Origin of the sequence: Bacillus sp. RIT 809 (assembly GCF_016892495.1) — a bacterium.
Taxonomy (GTDB): Bacteria; Bacillota; Bacilli; order Bacillales; family Bacillaceae_G; genus Bacillus_A; species Bacillus_A cereus_U.
In genome coordinates this window covers 35,273-52,227 of sequence record NZ_JAFEMR010000017.1, presented here as the reverse complement: position 1 = coordinate 52,227, position 16,955 = coordinate 35,273, and the positions used below count along the sequence as shown (strand labels likewise).

Genomic DNA, 16,955 nt, shown 5'->3' with positions numbered 1-16,955 from the left:
CTTTATGTAATATTGACTTTAATAATACAATCTATTAAGCAATTCCGTAAATGTGTTACAAATTGGCTCAATTGCACTCTCATTTTGTTCTTCATGATTATAAAATATAACTGTTGGTTCATTCTTGTTCTGTCGATAATCAAAACAAATTAAATTTCCAAAAGGATCTCTACCAAAGGGAATCAATTTTTGTATGGCAAATTCAGAAAACATCTTTATATTTAAGTCTTCATCAGTTAAACTAATCAAATCATTGAAGACCGCCTCAATTCTTCCACTATCACAATCAAACGTATTTGGTTCTGGGTAACCTCCATCATTTTCCATTACACATTTTTTATAATCATCGGGAAGGGAAAATCCGAATAAACTTTCTACTTCAACTATTTTATCTTCAGCTAAAGAACCTCCTGAAAAAAGCCACTTTTTTACTCCCATAAATTCATCTCCTAAATCTTTTTTAATTCTCTATTTTTGATTAGCTATACAGCCTATTAATCTCTTTATTTTTAGTCTTATCCCTTTTACAATCTTTGTTATCTCTTATCCATCTTACGTTTTATGTATGCAGCAATTTCTGTTTGTCCGAATTCTTCAGCATATTCATAAGCATTCATATTCGTGAAGTTTTCTCCAGTGTATCTAATTGAAATATCTATTCCTTTTTCAACTAGAAACTCAACTACTTCTTTATGTCCGTCATAAATTGCTCCAAATAGTGGATTTCTTTTTGCTAAACTTACATCCAATTCGGCACCAGACTCTACTAAATATTTTACTATCTCCAAATGTCCCGCTCCTGCGGCCAAATTTAATGCAGAAGCATCAAATGTACCACCTTTTGTATTAATGCCGATTCCTTTATGAATCAAATATTCTACTATTCCAAAATGTCCTTTCTTTGCTGCAACATGTAACCACGTACCAAATGGTGTCATTAAATGTAAAAATTCTGGATTATCACCTATTACACGTTTTACTTCATTAATATCACCAAGCTTAATAGCATTTCTTATAGTTTTATTTATACGTTTATCCTCCATAACATCACCTCCTATATTTCTATTATCTTGTCTAGCTATGTCACTTAAATTTGCAAGAACACCAACTATTCAGCGGAATACCTATAATCAACCTTTACATTTTTTAATCCTTCTATTACATTATTTATTCTTCTCGATAAATCTTTTATTTCCTCTACTGTCAATTCACCTTCTGCCTCTTGAGGGTTAAACATACTTAGCCTCTTTGTTATACCTTCAATACTCCCAACAAAAACCATATGATGATCGACTGTTATTTCTCCTATGGCAGTATCAACTATAACATCTTCAATCTTTCCTAAATTATCAAATTCATCCGCTAGTTTTGCTATAGCATACCTATATCCTCTCCCTTCATCTAACAACTCTTCATACGCCTCCTGAATTGCATTAAATAATTCGTTATACTCCCAATTTTTCATACATCCTCCCTCCAAAAAAATCCCCACGCTTATGTGAAAATAATCTTTCAACACAAATATGAGGACTTCCTTATTTCATTACTATACTTTATACATTTTATGCGTTAGAATCTTCGTCTTTCACTTTATATACCCTATCTCTTTTCTCATCACTTTTGACAAAAATAAGCTTTCCTTCTTTAACAAAACCTTCTAATAGTAAGCATACTTGCCCGTATGCTTTAGGCTTATCAGTTGTGAATCTTTCATCTGATATTTTACCAGCTCGTATTAATTGTTCGCACAGCTCAAGTGCACTTATTTCTTCAGAATTAAGTAATTCTAAAATATCCTTTTGTAAGGGCGATAAAGGTACTGGTATCTCAGCTATCTCCACCTTTTCTTTTTCTTCTTCAAATAAATCTTCAAATGAAATTTGATTCATTACATCTTTTCCTTTCTAACAATTGGTTTATATAACATGAATTGAATCCTATAGGTACGAGAACTTTGAATATTAGCTATTGTTATGTAGTACTTACCTCATTACATGAATTTCAAACTCATGTACATCATTTCATATAGTATGTTTTGATTATACCAAATATACGTTCTGTCTTCTATTGTAGAATTCGTTATAATAAGAATGAAAGTAATTATGAACATTTATCTCGTTGTTATTTGCATAATTCCTGTAAAAAAATAGAAATAAAATCTGTAAATTTGTATAATAAAATTGAAAGAGTAAAATCTTAATATAGAAAGGTCTTGGTAACATGTTAGGTATTAATGTTGAAAAAACAAAAGACGAACTAATTATTTCATGGCAATTCTCTAAAATTCATATTCCATTATGTGAAATCACTGAGGTAACTGAAGATAATACATATGCTGGTGTTGAAGAAAAAAGCGCAATCCGAATTGGAACAGCATATGGTACAACTGATCGTATTTTAATTAAGACAGTAAAGCAAAATTATTTATTATTCACTACTAATAGAGTATCCATTTTAAATAAAATAAAAGCTTAATTGTTTTTCTTCCTATATTTAAACGTTAAACACCTACATTCTATTATAGGAAACGCTACAAAGGATTCGTTGATTACTCCTGCTCCTAATTCGGAAGCATATGGTGAAACTATATAACACAAACACCCTAGCTCTTCGCTAGGGTGTTCTTACTTTCAACCATAATACAACCCTTCTTAACCTTTATTAATACGATATACTTATAACATCATATTAATAGTTTTATAACGGATTGATGTCTTCATTTTTCTATTTAAATCGCGACATCCTAATAACCTATTCTTGTTATTTCTTTATTTATTAAACAAATATCTAACCCAAGAAAAGGAACAAATCCGAAACATTCATTCTATGTAAGTGTTCCATACTTTTCTATTACATCAATATGTGGCTTCCATCTCAAGTGTACATTTTTAAATATTCAGCGATTTCCACTTGTCCTCTTTCAATAGCAAATTCATAAGCTCCCATATCTTTCATAGTATCCCCTGTATACTTTACAGTTATATCAATACCGTTCTGAACAAGATACTTTACAATATTAAGATGCCCACCATAAATAGCTGCAAATAGTGGATTTCTATTTGGATCACTTACATCTAATATTGCACCATTATCAAATAAGTTCTCTACAATACTAATTTCACCTTCACTAGCTGCATGTGCAATAGGTGCTGACTTTGGTACACCTTCATTACGGTTAATATCCATACCAGATTCAACAAGAAATTTTATCATATCCAATTCACCAGCTCTAGCCGAAACATGTAGCCAAGTTCCAAACGGTGTTACAAAATCAAATAAACTTTTATCAGTGATAATTATTTCCTTCGCTTGTTCTATATCACCATCGCCAATTAAATCATAGATTTTCATCGCTTTTTCCTTACTTTCCATAGAATCCCCCTGCATTATTTTCATCTAGCTTAAGCAGTTAGACATTAACTACGATACATTTAGCTAAGTGCTGCTGAGAGAGCAGATTTAAGCATAGTATCAAAATCGCAAAAAGTTTCCATATGCTCGCCTGAAGGCTTGTCTAGTTCAACAAATTTCTTTTTGGAAACATTATAACAATACCAAGCTATATCTGAATCTCCGAAAAAAATCAGCTCCTCTTCGTCTTTAATTGATTCCCATATTTCATTAGCATCAAAAAAACTATCTACCTGATTTATTGGCTTAAAGTCTAAAAAACTTTGGTCAATCCCATATATTATTAATCCATTAAATTCAATTCCATTAACTGTTTGTAAAAATTCATAGTACTGCTGTGGCAGTACATCTTCACCAAATTTTTCTACTACAGATTTACGAAATCTTGATAACTCCTTTTCATTGATAGGTAAATTGAGTTTTCGATTTCGTTTCTCTCTTATTTTGGATATATGACTAACCTTCTCTCTCCACATAACTTCACCTTCTAATAAATATTTAATCCTTTTCTAGGCTAGAATTGCATAAAGTAATCATCAATAGTACATCTAATCACAAGGCATTGCTTTCAAATTCCCCCTTGCTTTCGGCATGCCATTCAAATATTTTTTGAAGTCCCTCTAGCTCGTATTAACCATATGATTTATCTAGATTGATATTTTAATGAAGCATATTAAAGCTATTTTTATAATCCTACACGCATACTTTAGAGTTATTTTATAATAAAATTATTAAATAACCTCTTTACAAATCAAATCAACTTTTTCAAAATATTGTTGTGGTTGTTTTTCACTTATTTCCTTCAAAATATTAATAACGTCTTCTTTATCGGTAGTTTTAATCTTCTTCAATCCATTAATAAATGGATTAATAAAATCATCTGAAGCTAGAAGACTTCTATAGAACCTTTTAGCACAATATTTAGCTTGTGGCAAAACAATACTTATCCCTTCAATAAGTTTACTTAAACCATCTTCAACTCCATTTTTTTCAATTATATAAAAAATGGATTCAATTAAATCACCAACAATGGAAGGTTCATCTATTTCATCATGAAATACACTGCATAAATCAATAATTACTTTATTATCTGCCGTTTGCAATATTTCATTTAAGATTTCTTCAAATAGCTCAATGCTATCATCCTCATGATCCAGAAAACGCATTCTTTTCAAAATAGATATTTTTTTCTAATGACATTTATTTCCCTCCATACTTTGAGTATAGTTTATTAAAGAGTTTCAAAAAAATTCATAGTTTAATAAAAGAATTAACTTTTAGAATACAAATCTATCTTTTGCTATTAATTCAAATAGGTTGGTAATTGATTTAACCATTCTTCAAAATTATCCGCTTCCTTAGTTACACCATGTTCTTCATGAAAATAAAAGTAAACTCCCGTTTGCTGGCCCTCTTTTGAATGAAGACAAAAGTAATCTCCATTACCTATACTATAAAAAGGGATTAGTTCATTTTTCCAAAAACCTTCTTTCATTTCATAATCATAAATAAATTCAATAGTATCATTTCCATTCGTTTTACCACTAGAAACATTTAAAATATCCCCTGGAAATACATATTCAGACATTAGTTCAATAAAGCATTTAAATTCTTTAGGAAATTGACAACCAAATTTTTTCTCCAGTTCCCTCCAATCATTATCTGAAGGGGAATCTAAATCCTCTAATTCTTTATCTAACATATTGTCTAATAAGTTTGCAATTTCATCTTTTCCCACAAACTATCCCCCCTTATACTAGAAAAAAGGCTGAATTCTATTTTATTTACAAGTATTCTCTCGATTAAAGTCCAATGCTACTGAATATGTGTTTTAAAATCTTCTATTGACGTTGGGCGTATCATTGGATTATTTTCTATTTCTTATTCATCATTTTTCTCATCAGATTCCCATACTAATTTAAAACGAAATCCTTTCAATCCACTATTTGTAACTCTTTCTTTAAAAGCATCTGATACAAATATTTCTACAGATGTAATAGGGAGATCTCCTAATGAATGTTGCGTGTTACTATTACGAAATATATGCTGATTTTCTACTTTTTCTGGGATAAAGATAAACTCATCATAACCACCGTATTTAGTAGAAACTGATTTTTTATGATCCACACACTCAAAAATATTCGTTACATTTACAGCATAACAACTATATGTCTCATGTAATAGCGGTAAACACTCTACTTGATCCTCTATTAAATCATTTAAAATATGTATAGCTTTTTTTGTAAAAATAGGTGGGGTAGGAAATGACTCTCCCTCAAAACTTAACAAATCAGCTTTTTCCATATGTTTATATGTTTTCATTTGAATAGGTTTCCATGTACTAAGCATAGGTATACCATTAAATCCATCTTCAAATACTTCTTGTCCATTTTTATTACACGTAGTTAATTCATCATTGCCTAATAAATTTGTTAGTTGCCATATCTTCATAATAGCTCTCCTTATTCTCAAGCATTGCAAGAATTATATTTTATTTTTTATAAACAGTTTCTCCCTTATTTTATCACTTCTTGTTTTTCCTCTATCACTATCTGTTAGTTAATTCTTTGGTGATCGTTTCAGCTTTATATAATTCTTCTAATAATGTATGTGGATAGTCATTGTGACTGTCCATATATGCACGTACACCACCCACAATGGTTATTCCCTTAATATCTTTCACATAGTCTTTCTCCAACTTATGTATCACGACTTTTACTTGTTGAATTAACTGCCTTTTCTTGTTCACTATGTCCTCCTATTTAATTAGCATAAATTTCATTTCCATTATCAACTCAGTAGTATTCTATTATTTGGATAACTCTATTTTTCACCACTCCAACAATGGCCTTTCCTCAACTATTACTTGTATCTAGTTCTATACATATATTCCTTAGTAACATTTCGTTTACCAACCAGCATGTTACTAAGAAAAGACCCTCTTTTGAAAAACCGAATCAAAAGAGAGCCTTTCTTTATGACTATATGTTCAATTTTTATAAAAAGTTTAATCCAAACACATGTAAGGTTCTGTAATTGAAAAGATAGCATCGTAACTTTATTTCATATCCATATCTTCTGCCTAAAAAACTATTTATTATGCATTTCTACGTTTAATAAATAATATGGCTCCAAGAGTTAATAACAAAAGACCGGCTCCGACTGAGAACCACGTAAAGTACATATTTCCACCTGTAGCTGGTAATGTTCCAGCTTTTGATGTTTTTCCTGTTTTAGGTTGCTCTAATTGCGGCTTTTCCTGCTGTGGTTTTCCTAATTTTTCCGCTTTGAACTTCACTGTATGGTCCGCATCTTCAATGTCAACGTTGATTGCTACTAAGATATCATCTTGATATAGTTTTTCAAATACTACTACTTCTTTACCTTGTAGTTTAGAAGCATTAAATGTGAAATCAAGTGTGATAGAACCATTCTTCTCTTTTGCAGTAAATTTAGATTCTACTGCTACTTCTTTACCATCAACTAGTAAAGGTTTCTTTGTTGCTTTATCCATTAGTTTACCTTTTGCTACATATTCTTTTCCTATGATTAAGTCTTTGTATTCCACTTTATCTTGAATCGTGACAGATTCGTTTGCATACATCTCTTTTCCACCATCAGCTTTATTTGTTGCTGTTGTTTTGATTGTTGGTTCTACGAATCGAACTGTTTGCCCTACATCGTTAATGTCAGATTGAACTGCCACTAAAACACCGTCTTGATATACCTCTTCAAACACTACTACTTCTCTTCCTTGCTGCTCTGCACCAACGAAAGGAAAGTCTAGTGTTACAAACCAGTTCTTTTCTTTTGCTGTAAACTTAGTCTCAGCTGTTACTTCCTTTCCATCTATTAATAATGGTTTGTTCATAACTTTGTTCATTAATTTCCCTTTTACAACATATTCTTTTCCTACGATCAAGTCCTTATATTCCACTTTATTTTGGATCGTGATGGAATCTTTTGCATGCATCTCTTTTCCACCGTCTGCTTTGTTTGTCGCTGTTGTCTTGATTGTTGGTTCTACAAATCGAACCGTTTGCCCCACATCGTTAATGTCAGATTGAATTGCCACTAAAACACCGTCTTGATATACCTCTTCAAACACTACCACTTCTCTTCCTTGCTGCTCTGCACCAACGAAAGGAAAGTCTAATGTTACAAAACCGTTCTTTTCTTTTGCTGTAAACTTAGTCTCAGCTGTTACTTCCTTTCCATCTATTAATAATGGTTTGTTCGTAACTTTGTTCATTAGTTTACCTTTTACAACATATTCTTTCCCTACGATTAAATCTTTGTATTCCACTTTATCTTGAATCGTGATGGAATCTTTTGCATGCATCTCTTTTCCACCATCCGCTTTATTTGTTGCTGTTGTTTTGATTGTTGGTTCTACAAATCGAACCGTTTGCCCTACGTCATTAATGTCAGCATGAGTTGCCACTAAGACACCATCTTGATACAGCTCTTCAAACACTACTACTTCTCTACCTTGCTGTTCTGCACCAACGAAAGGAAAGTCTAATGCTACAAAACCATTCTTTTCTTTTGCTGTAAACTTAGTCTCAGCTGTTACTTCTTTTCCATCAATTAATAATGGCTTATTTATAACTTTGTTCATTAGTTTACCTTTTACAGTGTACTCTTTACCAACAACTAAGTTAGTGTACTCTACTTTGTCTTGGATCGTGATAGACTTCTTTGCATGCATCTCTTTTCCGCCATCAGCTTTGTTTGTAGCTGTTGTTTTCAATGATGGAATCTTTTCAATTTCCGCGCTAGCCTTTGGTAACATTAAATTAAAGAAAAGAGATATGACAGAGAGTAAAGCTAGGATCCTAATTACATATTTCCTCCCCATATTTACAACCTCCTGTTTGATTTAGATTACAAACATTTAAAATATTCTTACCAAAACACAATTCCATTATAAAACAAATAATTACATACTTTAACATTTTATTTTAATTTTCCGAATTTTAATTATAGGAATTTGCCAATGACTTGTTATGAAATGAAGCGTATTTCCTGAAACAAACTCGGAATTACCTGCTCGATTTAATTTATACATGAAAGATAATTCGGTGAGAATCATTGAGGAAAATAGGTTGTTGGCAAGAGTAAACGATGAGTTGTGTGTAACCATAGATAATAAGTATAAAAACGTATGAGATGAGATATTCGATACAGTAAAAAATGAGTCACCTACCCTATGATAGGACAGCTATCATAGGATATCTATTTTCAAACACCTTATATCTATAACCCTAGTAAAGATCATTTTTGTGTATGAATATATTCTCTAATTAGTTTCACATCACTTTCTCTCTTTTCATCAGGAGAAACTCCTAACTTTTTATACTTCCATATAAGTAATCTCTCATAATGATTATAATTATTTTCTTCCTCTAATAAAGTATAATCAAATTCAACATCAAACTTACCAGTAGAGTATAACTCAAATGTTACATTAGTCCATGGTTCCTGCTTATTTTTTTTAAATTCTTCCCATAACTCTCTGAAGATACTGTCAAGAATATTTAATTGACGATTAGTCTCGTCTTCATCAATCCCTTCCATATCTTCAATATCTAAACTGTATATCAGTTCCTGCTTATTTTTGGGGTAATAGAAAAATACCGTCGAATCACTATATTCATCAACTTCTGAATATACCATTACTTTTTCCCATTATTCTGGAATAATACTGTTTAACTGCACAGCTACTTTTTGATAAATAATTTCCACGTTCTCTACATTCATTTACTTTCCTCCCTTACAGTAATATACTTTTGTCAAAATAATAAATCTGAAAGCCTCTTTATCTTGCCTCCAGTTTCTTCGTTCATTATTCTATTGGACCTATAAATTGAGTAATGAAATAAACATGCTCGATAAGTTTAACCTTTTGTAAGTTTTCTACTTTTTCTGATCCACCTAATGCAAGTAACGGTGTGTAACCAAAGCATTCATCAATTTCAAGGCTTCCGTACCTGTGTATTGCCTGCTTGTAAGGCATCCAATCCAATACTTTCTCTAAAAAATAGTCATCTTTCGTATTTTTAAAGAAAAACTTAAATTTTCCAACTGCTACATCTACCGTACCTTTTCGATACTTAAGTAATAATAAATAGTTATTTTCCCACACAAGAATATCTCCCATACCTGTTGTAAAAACCGGGATAGCCTCTTCATAACGGATATAACTTTCCTTTAATATATCTAAGTATTCTTCTGGATTTATCACCCTTAAATATCCGTTTAACATACTTCCAAATCCATATTGTTTCCATAAATCTATTATTTGTTCAGGAACTTTACCTGTATACTTTTCAACAATCTCTTGTGACGGCTTTTCGAAACATATAAAATCACTTATCTTTTCCATAGTATCTCCTTATCACAATTTCCCTAAGATTGAATTTACTTGTTCTAAATATAAATCTGGGTCGTCCTCTCTTATCTCAAGAAGAATTCCTTTAATTATTTGCTTTGTTGAACTATTTATATTTTCTAAAACATTCATATACGATACGACTAAACCTTTTGAATGTAAAAGTGTCCGATGAATTCTTTCCGCCCAGAATTCTGCATGAGGTAACATTTTAGGAATACTAATAGCTAATTTGTATAGCCCTTCCTCTACCCCGGAATGTTCAGCAATATAAAAAATCGTTTCAATAAGGTAGTCACCCGCTGATGGCTCAGCAATATCATCCTCAAAAATTATACAAAGATCAGAAATTATATCATTTGTCCCTTTATTCGCTAATTCATTAAGAATACTCTCAAAAACTTCAATATCATCCCCTTCATTCTCTAGAAAACGCATTTTATATAAAATGGAGATTTTCTCATTAAAATCCATTTACTTCTCCTCCTTTTTACAACATCGTTATTATAATTTATCACATATTTTCACATCATTATGTTCATAATACGTTCAATTAATCTATTATAATAAATTATTACTTTCTAATAACTGATACCAATCATCCTCTTTACTACCAACAGTTTCACTAATCCCTCTAAATTGAACAAACTTATTACCTAATTCACAATATCTTTTTCCTACATAAAAATGTTGTAAGAAATTATTAAAATCACCATATGATTCAATAATAAAATTTTGATTACTTAAATCTCCATACAAACAAGAAACTTCTCCATTCATCTTATTAATAAACAATGGATATCTTTCAATTTTCCCTATACAAATCCACTTATCAGCACCACCTGGCATGTTCTCCGTATAAAATTGAATACTTTTGCGTTTTAGATGACCATATATAGTAATTACTCCACCGTTCAACATTTCATATTTTTTTATAATAAAATTATAATCTTTCAAAGGGCCTTCTTCTAATTTTTCATCAATCTTTTTTTCTACCTCTATAATTTCACCAATAAGCAAACAAAATGGATCATTACCTAAAATATCCTTAATTAATTCTATTTTTTCTAATACTGATTTCTCCATTTTCTACTCCCACTCATTATCTATTTAACTAAAATATAACTATTACTGTACCCCTTTTAAAGGTTATTATTTTTCACTTCCTCAAACCACTCATCAGCAATATGGCTAGCTGTTTTAACTTCATCATTCGTATATACTAAATCATAATTATATTGAGCTTTAAACTTGCCACTATGAGCATCATATATCAATTTCATCTCAGTTGGCATGTCACGCTCATACCCTTTGCATAATTCTTCAATTTTCTCAATATCTTCACATATAATGCGCAATGCCATAGACTGTCTTTTGGTAGACACATCATATCTTCCGCCTTCATCTTCCAATGCATCATTTACTTTATGACATTCTACATACTTATTGTTAATGCAATAAAAGAAACTTCCCGAAATAATTCCTTCCTCACGCGAAGCATAAACGTACACTTTATCCGCTCTATCTTCAACATATTCCATGCATATAGATATCATATCAGCTTGCAATTCACTAAACTTTTCCTCAAATTCTTTCATACTACTTTTTCACTCCTTAGATTAAAATTCAAATGGCAACGTCTTGATACCCCACTTCAGTTACTTTTTCATTTAGTAGACGTATTCCTAGTCCATTCTCTGTATCCCACGTACAATCGAAAGTTATCCCAATATCTCGCTCTTCATGAATATCTCCATACGGGACTACAATTCCAACTAAAGTGATTCTCCTAAGTAATTGGTCAATAGTTTCGATATACGGATAATTTTCATTAAATCCAATATCATACCCTAATTGTTGACGCTCTTGCTTGTAATAGTCTAAAATTGCTTGTAAAAAAACTTGCTGCAGTCGTTTCCAATTTTGCAATAATGAATTATAAGCAGTATATTGTTCTTCATCAAACTTACTGTCTTTTTCACCTTTCACTATCAATGCTATTTCAACTTCTTTTCCACAAAATTCAACGGTAATGTCCTTAACCCATCCATATGTATACTCAATCTCACCAAAAACTGCATCATTTATAATCATTTTTAACTCTCCCCATTTACTCTCTTGGATCCATATCGATTTCTCTAATCGTATGAAAGTTACCCTCTAACACTAACTGTTTTTCCCAGTCATTTCTATACTCAGTATAGTACTATCAATTGCTAATTTTTCAATTAGTTTTTTCGCCTTACCGTATGGAAATCTCTCTACTAATATATAAGGAAGTTTTTTTGAACCCTTTAGCAAATCTACCGCGGCAATCTCAAGCCCTAATACGTTCTTTATTCTTATTACATCTTTCAAACCTTCACTAGGAGTTTTCACTAACACTATATTACAAATATCAGACGACTTATGTATCGTTTTCTGTTCTATTTCACTTACACAACCACTATTTACCCATTTTTTAAAATCAGTGGTAATTACAGTAGCATGGCTTGGATTCATGTCCCCAGAATCAATTACTACCACCTCTTTTTCCTCTGCATGTTGAGCCATTAAAAATACATTACCCCCACCGTCATCACCAATTGAGACATACCCCCTCGCATACTCATCTACTTCCCAAACCTCGTTCCTTTCTGCAATATGCTCCGTACCATAAATAAGTAACCCACTACCGATTGAAAAGCCATTTGTACATCTCAATAATTCCTTATATACATTAGGTAATGTAACATTCATACGATTTTCTACTGCTTGAATTTCAATATCACTCGCTGCTGACTTTTCTATCAAATCTGGAATATTAAATAGATTAATCATTTAATAATTCCTCCTAAACTATCAAGATATTTAAACGTATCGCCTGTCATCTCTCTATAATCGTTTCGCAATAGATTTCATGAAATTCATAAAGTATGTCGGTATGTAAGCCTTCATTTTTCATTTGGTAAGTAGACAATCATTTTCCCTTTCATGTACTCACCTTTCCATCCACAAGGCCATCCTCCCATTTTATACACCTTAAATACCTTTTCATAAAGTGAAACTTTAATCAGTGGGGGTTTTGTTCATCCCCCACTGATTATTAGTTGAACCAATCGGGCTTTTACGGGCAGTTGATCCCCCACCTAACTTCTTTGCTCTCGCTGAATTTTGAGGTGGCGGTCTTACTGCCCGTTAATGCGGGATAAAAATTATCCACTTTTCCATTTACTAAACGATTTAGTGCACACATCTCAAGGTCTCTTTCTACTTCTTCAAGAATATTTATATGATCAATAGAAATAAACGCCTGATAATAATTATAGTTATCAGAAAAAACTTCATATAACATCTCTTTTTTTGATTCCATATTAGGGTTATAAGTTCCTTCTAATAATTTTGCACTTTCATCCGATTTCATATCATCCCAAACGATTTGGGTAACATCCAAATCTTGAGACCAAGCCAATTCCTGTGCTTTATCAAAATCATGAATCATTTCAATGTCATGTAATAATTCATGTAACTTTATATCATTCCTATCAAATAAGCTTCTTTTTTGTATATACTCGATAACTTCCTCAACTAACTTAGTATTTTCACCATACTTCATCCCAGTAGCCACCTTTCGCGTCCTTCGTCCTTCAGTCCCATTCTCCATACTGTATTCACTTATGGATATTCATTTGAATTTCATTGGTTTTTTGTAAGTATCTTTGCTCATGCAGAGCTGCCTCGAAACCCCAATACCCTAAAGTCTAATCAAAAACAACTCTTAATCCTAGGTTTTACAATAAATAAAAAGAATCCATTTTGAAAAAAAGATTGATCAAAATGGATTCTTCTTCAGCAGATTTTTTGTTTCGGCTTTATAAAAATTCGAGCATTTTCTGCCTGTATTGCTCCATTCATCGTGCTTGATTATTCTCTTAAAAGTGAAGAGTTTCTATTAAACTTTTTTAATATACTCATACACTTCTTTAGGTTTTATATTAAGCATGTGAGCAATCTCCGTTATTTTCTTTCCTTCTTCCTTCATCTTTTTTACTTTTATCTCCATTGTTTGCTCATATTCTTCTGCAATATCAAATAATGGACTTAATAAAGAGTGCCATATTTCAAAATCAGTAAATTTATTTCTTTCCAAAAACTCATTTAGCAATATTTCCAATTCTTTAGTTTGTATCATTCTTTTACCTTCTAACACTTGTTTCTCAGTAAGAAAATCACCTATATCTTTCATAAAATTAATAAATGAGTCCATGGAATCTGCAAGAAAATCGCCACCACTCCAACTGTCCATTCCGTGCATGATGGAAGATATAGGGTATCTTTCCTCACTTAAATCAATAATAATTGGATCTCCACACATGGTTTCATATGCAATAACAATCCAATTTGCGTCCCAAGTATCTTCCTCATCGGTTACAAGGGAGTTTCCATCGGTGTCAATACTGTATCCTACTTGAAATTCATCTAATTGCTCAAAAGAACATACATCAAAATTTACATACTCTCTAATTTTTTTATGTTCTAAGTTAATAAGTTCTAAATTTCTCTTTATCTCTACTTTTTGATGATAAGAATTAAATTGTATCATTGTCATTTTTACTACATCCCTATTCATACTTTATATGTATTCTTTTGTATCTGGTTGTTTACTAACAAACTAAGCCAAGAATATTAATAATAGATATTGTTATTTTTTCTTTACCTCACATAAAGATTCAATAGTATCTTGAAAGTGAAATTGAAAATCTAAAAATGCAAGTAACCAAAAAGGAAGGCCACGAATAATTCCTGGCCTTTTTGTTTTCTAAACCTAAAAATCTCTTTAAGTTTATAGACTTTGTATCAAAATTTTAAAAACCTTTTATTCAAAACCGATAACAATCCATTCATCTACAAAATTCCAAAAGTGAACATTATATTTAGGCTGACTCTTAGCCGACCAAAAAGTAGCATTGTTATTTTTACAATTTTCATAATCTATAGCTATGTAGCTCCCCATACCATTACTAAAGAATCCAAAAGATGTTTTTAAATTAATCCTTATAGGTTCTTCCAATTCATCTATAATCCCCCACTCTAAGTCATCATCCCCAAAGTAAGTTATAGCTTCTAATGGCATCAATCCCATCGATTCACTTGTGTAATCATAAAATCCATTATGAACATTTTCGTAAAAGTTCCTAATAGATTCAGGAATTTCTCTCCATGAAGATTCTAATTCTTCATTATTAAAACTATCTTTAGGATTTCTTCCTTCATAATATAAATCTGCTCCACCTTGATTTTTTATTGTATACAAGATTGAATAGGTGTCCTCACTTACCATCAGTTCAATATCCTCAAGGTATTCTGATAAGTAAGCAATAGTATTAGATAAATTATTATCTACATATTTTTCCATATACTTAAAATTTTCTTGATTCTCTTTTCTCTATCATGTTCACTAAATACTTCCACCCATAAATCAGGAATTAAAGATGAGTTTATATTCTTAAATTCATTTGCATTAATCAATTGAATATCTTCATTATACTCTCTTAATATATCTAACTTAGAACTCATTTTTTTCCCATCCTTTTTAATATTATTCTTTGTTAAAATCATCAATTTGTTTTTGCAATATTCTTTCAAGCTGTTTTTCTCTTGTAATCATCTTGCTCCTAAAGTCAGGACTAACTTCTATCTCATCTGGTGTTCCCTTTTTATAATGTGTCCATTCTTCATACGATTTAAATTGCTTTGAAGTGTTTGCAGATTTACTTAATCCTGTAAAGTTTTCTGGGTTATTTAATACTTCTAACTGTTGTTTTTCTGTTAAATTACCAAAAACATCCATACTTGCAATTCTGTCCATAGACACAATATGATCTGCTTCTAGTGAACCTATAAAAGTTTTCCCCGGAAGAGCTTGATCTTCTTCCGTTTCTATCTTTTTATTGTGGCCTTTATTTACTTGTTTTCTTATTTTTGCTGTCGGTGTTTTTTTCTTAATGCTTCATATTCTTCATCTGTAATCTTTCTCTCACCGTACCTAGGAGGAATTCCACTTTCACCCGTACCCTTAACCCCACCACTCTCCAAATTCGAGATCCTACTCTGAATACTCGCCTTAGAGGCATCATGGGCTTCTTGGAATTTCCCGCTATAGTTCGTTCCAGTTCTAGCGACACTTCCATCTGGCAGTATTTCTACACCTTTAACGAATGGGGATACGGAGTCCACAACTTTTGCTAGTTTAATTTCAATTATATAATACTAGTAATTTTTGTTGGCTTTAATTCATAAAAATAACTTTTATAAATTTATAGTATACATTTCAATTAAAAAAGCACTTGATTGCCTTTAGTCGACAATCAAGTGCTTTAAGTTCATATGTTTTTAAGTAGCATAAATTTGTAAGTTTTGTAGTAACGGTATGACACCTTTTATACCTATAGTCGGTTTTGCTTTAAAACCTTCTACTTCAATTAAATGCTTATCATAACCAGTCTTAAAATTCACTTTAATTTTCGGATTAACTTTAGGAACTTCACCCGTCCTTTTAAATAGTTCGAGGAAAAAGAAGCGGCTTTCTCTGGGCCGTTAGACCATAAAGAAAGCCCCGTTTAAATTAAAGAGATTAACCAACTATTAACTAATTCGAATCAATAAAATCCTATCATTAGTTTTCAGGAATATATAAATTCTCCACAAATTCAGAGAAACTTTTAGAAATTAGTCGGATGTATTCCTCTCTTAACTCGTTATCTTCTTCAAAGTAATCCATATCACAATGATATACACTACCTCTATCTTTCCCATCAATTGATAAACAAATCAAACTCCCCGCTGGGTCAATTCCAATTGGAAGCAAATTACTTGGTACCACTTGCACCAAATTATAACTTCTTAATTTCTCTTCTAGATTTATTTCATTTTCTATTGATAGAGGAAAAAACATTGAAACAGACGATGTTATTACGCCTTTCTTAGTTGTATCATTAGTTTTAAATCTTCGTTGCTCAGTTTTCCCTCCATTTTTAGACAGCAAAAATTGTTTATAATCATCAGGGAACAATATACCATACTTATTCTCGAAATCTTCGATATCTTCAATGCCAATAGGAGTAAAAGTATATTCAAAATCTAAATTCCTCATACAATTAACCTTCTTTCC

22 protein-coding genes and 3 pseudogenes are annotated in these 16,955 nt (G+C 31.4%); 1 reads left to right on the top strand and 24 read right to left on the bottom strand.

Going from position 1 to position 16,955, the window contains the following annotated elements:
• Positions 1-18 precede the first annotated feature (18 nt).
• The 4 genes from JTF23_RS18580 to JTF23_RS18565 form a co-directional block, all read right to left on the bottom strand.
• On the bottom strand, positions 19-438 hold the full coding sequence (locus JTF23_RS18580) for an SMI1/KNR4 family protein (RefSeq protein WP_016105408.1): 420 nt from the start codon (positions 436-438) through the stop codon (positions 19-21).
• A gap of 98 nt (positions 439-536) precedes the next feature.
• The gene (locus JTF23_RS18575; protein ID WP_016105409.1) at positions 537-1,043 is read right to left on the bottom strand and encodes an ankyrin repeat domain-containing protein; all 507 of its coding nucleotides are present in this window, start codon (positions 1,041-1,043) and stop codon (positions 537-539) included.
• A 65-nt stretch (positions 1,044-1,108) separates the two neighbouring features.
• The gene (locus JTF23_RS18570) at positions 1,109-1,465 is read right to left on the bottom strand and encodes an Imm3 family immunity protein (protein ID WP_016105410.1); all 357 of its coding nucleotides are present in this window, start codon (positions 1,463-1,465) and stop codon (positions 1,109-1,111) included.
• A gap of 97 nt (positions 1,466-1,562) precedes the next feature.
• Positions 1,563-1,889, bottom strand: a complete 327-nt coding sequence (locus JTF23_RS18565) for a DUF3895 domain-containing protein (RefSeq protein ID WP_002199919.1) — start codon at positions 1,887-1,889, stop codon at positions 1,563-1,565.
• A gap of 331 nt (positions 1,890-2,220) precedes the next feature.
• Between JTF23_RS18565 and JTF23_RS18560 the strand changes: the two genes are divergently transcribed.
• Positions 2,221-2,475, top strand: coding sequence for a SunI/YnzG family protein (locus tag JTF23_RS18560; protein ID WP_002066160.1), 255 nt, complete (start codon positions 2,221-2,223; stop codon positions 2,473-2,475).
• 399 nt (positions 2,476-2,874) lie between these two features.
• Here JTF23_RS18560 and JTF23_RS18555 read toward each other — a convergent pair whose 3' ends face one another.
• The 20 genes and pseudogenes from JTF23_RS18555 to JTF23_RS18465 form a co-directional block, all read right to left on the bottom strand.
• Positions 2,875-3,372 (bottom strand): ankyrin repeat domain-containing protein, encoded by a 498-nt coding sequence (locus tag JTF23_RS18555; protein ID WP_016105411.1) that lies wholly within the window; start codon positions 3,370-3,372, stop codon positions 2,875-2,877.
• A gap of 59 nt (positions 3,373-3,431) precedes the next feature.
• Positions 3,432-3,887 carry a YrhA family protein gene (locus JTF23_RS18550; protein ID WP_016105412.1) on the bottom strand — a complete coding sequence of 152 codons (456 nt, stop codon included), beginning with the start codon at positions 3,885-3,887 and terminating at the stop codon, positions 3,432-3,434.
• Positions 3,888-4,142: 255 nt separating this feature from the next.
• Positions 4,143-4,577, bottom strand: coding sequence for an Imm30 family immunity protein (locus JTF23_RS18545; RefSeq protein ID WP_016105413.1), 435 nt, complete (start codon positions 4,575-4,577; stop codon positions 4,143-4,145).
• Between the two features lie 137 nt (positions 4,578-4,714).
• The gene (locus JTF23_RS18540) at positions 4,715-5,149 is read right to left on the bottom strand and encodes an SMI1/KNR4 family protein (protein ID WP_016105414.1); all 435 of its coding nucleotides are present in this window, start codon (positions 5,147-5,149) and stop codon (positions 4,715-4,717) included.
• 143 nt (positions 5,150-5,292) lie between these two features.
• On the bottom strand, positions 5,293-5,862 hold the full coding sequence (locus JTF23_RS18535) for an imm11 family protein (protein WP_002110786.1): 570 nt from the start codon (positions 5,860-5,862) through the stop codon (positions 5,293-5,295).
• A gap of 97 nt (positions 5,863-5,959) precedes the next feature.
• Positions 5,960-6,160 carry a hypothetical protein gene (locus JTF23_RS18530; RefSeq protein WP_016105415.1) on the bottom strand — a complete coding sequence of 67 codons (201 nt, stop codon included), beginning with the start codon at positions 6,158-6,160 and terminating at the stop codon, positions 5,960-5,962.
• A 348-nt stretch (positions 6,161-6,508) separates the two neighbouring features.
• Complete coding sequence (locus JTF23_RS18525; RefSeq protein ID WP_016105416.1) at positions 6,509-8,272, bottom strand: VaFE repeat-containing surface-anchored protein; 1,764 nt, start codon at positions 8,270-8,272, stop codon at positions 6,509-6,511.
• A 416-nt stretch (positions 8,273-8,688) separates the two neighbouring features.
• Positions 8,689-9,174 (bottom strand): annotated as a pseudogene (locus JTF23_RS18520) (immunity protein YezG family protein).
• An 85-nt stretch (positions 9,175-9,259) separates the two neighbouring features.
• Positions 9,260-9,799: a T6SS immunity protein Tdi1 domain-containing protein gene (locus tag JTF23_RS18515; protein ID WP_016105418.1), complete on the bottom strand. Its 540-nt coding sequence runs from the start codon at positions 9,797-9,799 to the stop codon at positions 9,260-9,262.
• A 12-nt stretch (positions 9,800-9,811) separates the two neighbouring features.
• On the bottom strand, positions 9,812-10,279 hold the full coding sequence (locus JTF23_RS18510; RefSeq protein WP_016105419.1) for an Imm30 family immunity protein: 468 nt from the start codon (positions 10,277-10,279) through the stop codon (positions 9,812-9,814).
• Between the two features lie 87 nt (positions 10,280-10,366).
• Positions 10,367-10,891, bottom strand: coding sequence for a hypothetical protein (locus JTF23_RS18505; RefSeq protein WP_016105420.1), 525 nt, complete (start codon positions 10,889-10,891; stop codon positions 10,367-10,369).
• A 56-nt stretch (positions 10,892-10,947) separates the two neighbouring features.
• Positions 10,948-11,403 carry an immunity protein YezG family protein gene (locus tag JTF23_RS18500; protein ID WP_016105421.1) on the bottom strand — a complete coding sequence of 152 codons (456 nt, stop codon included), beginning with the start codon at positions 11,401-11,403 and terminating at the stop codon, positions 10,948-10,950.
• 28 nt (positions 11,404-11,431) lie between these two features.
• A complete protein-coding gene (locus tag JTF23_RS18495; RefSeq protein WP_016105422.1) occupies positions 11,432-11,899 on the bottom strand; it encodes a DUF2004 domain-containing protein in 468 nt (155 codons plus the stop codon).
• A 72-nt stretch (positions 11,900-11,971) separates the two neighbouring features.
• Positions 11,972-12,625, bottom strand: a complete 654-nt coding sequence (locus JTF23_RS18490) for an SMI1/KNR4 family protein (protein ID WP_016105423.1) — start codon at positions 12,623-12,625, stop codon at positions 11,972-11,974.
• Between the two features lie 113 nt (positions 12,626-12,738).
• Positions 12,739-13,400: pseudogene (locus tag JTF23_RS18485) on the bottom strand (cytoplasmic protein).
• 336 nt (positions 13,401-13,736) lie between these two features.
• The gene (locus JTF23_RS18480; RefSeq protein WP_000177836.1) at positions 13,737-14,393 is read right to left on the bottom strand and encodes an SMI1/KNR4 family protein; all 657 of its coding nucleotides are present in this window, start codon (positions 14,391-14,393) and stop codon (positions 13,737-13,739) included.
• Positions 14,394-14,660: 267 nt separating this feature from the next.
• Positions 14,661-15,361 (bottom strand): annotated as a pseudogene (locus JTF23_RS18475) (SMI1/KNR4 family protein).
• A 22-nt stretch (positions 15,362-15,383) separates the two neighbouring features.
• Positions 15,384-15,653, bottom strand: coding sequence for a hypothetical protein (locus JTF23_RS27920; RefSeq protein ID WP_016105426.1), 270 nt, complete (start codon positions 15,651-15,653; stop codon positions 15,384-15,386).
• A gap of 107 nt (positions 15,654-15,760) precedes the next feature.
• Entirely contained in the window at positions 15,761-16,021 is a 261-nt protein-coding gene (locus JTF23_RS27915; protein WP_070170398.1) for a hypothetical protein, read from the bottom strand.
• 439 nt (positions 16,022-16,460) lie between these two features.
• Positions 16,461-16,937, bottom strand: a complete 477-nt coding sequence (locus JTF23_RS18465) for an SMI1/KNR4 family protein (protein WP_016105428.1) — start codon at positions 16,935-16,937, stop codon at positions 16,461-16,463.
• Positions 16,938-16,955: the final 18 nt, after the last annotated feature.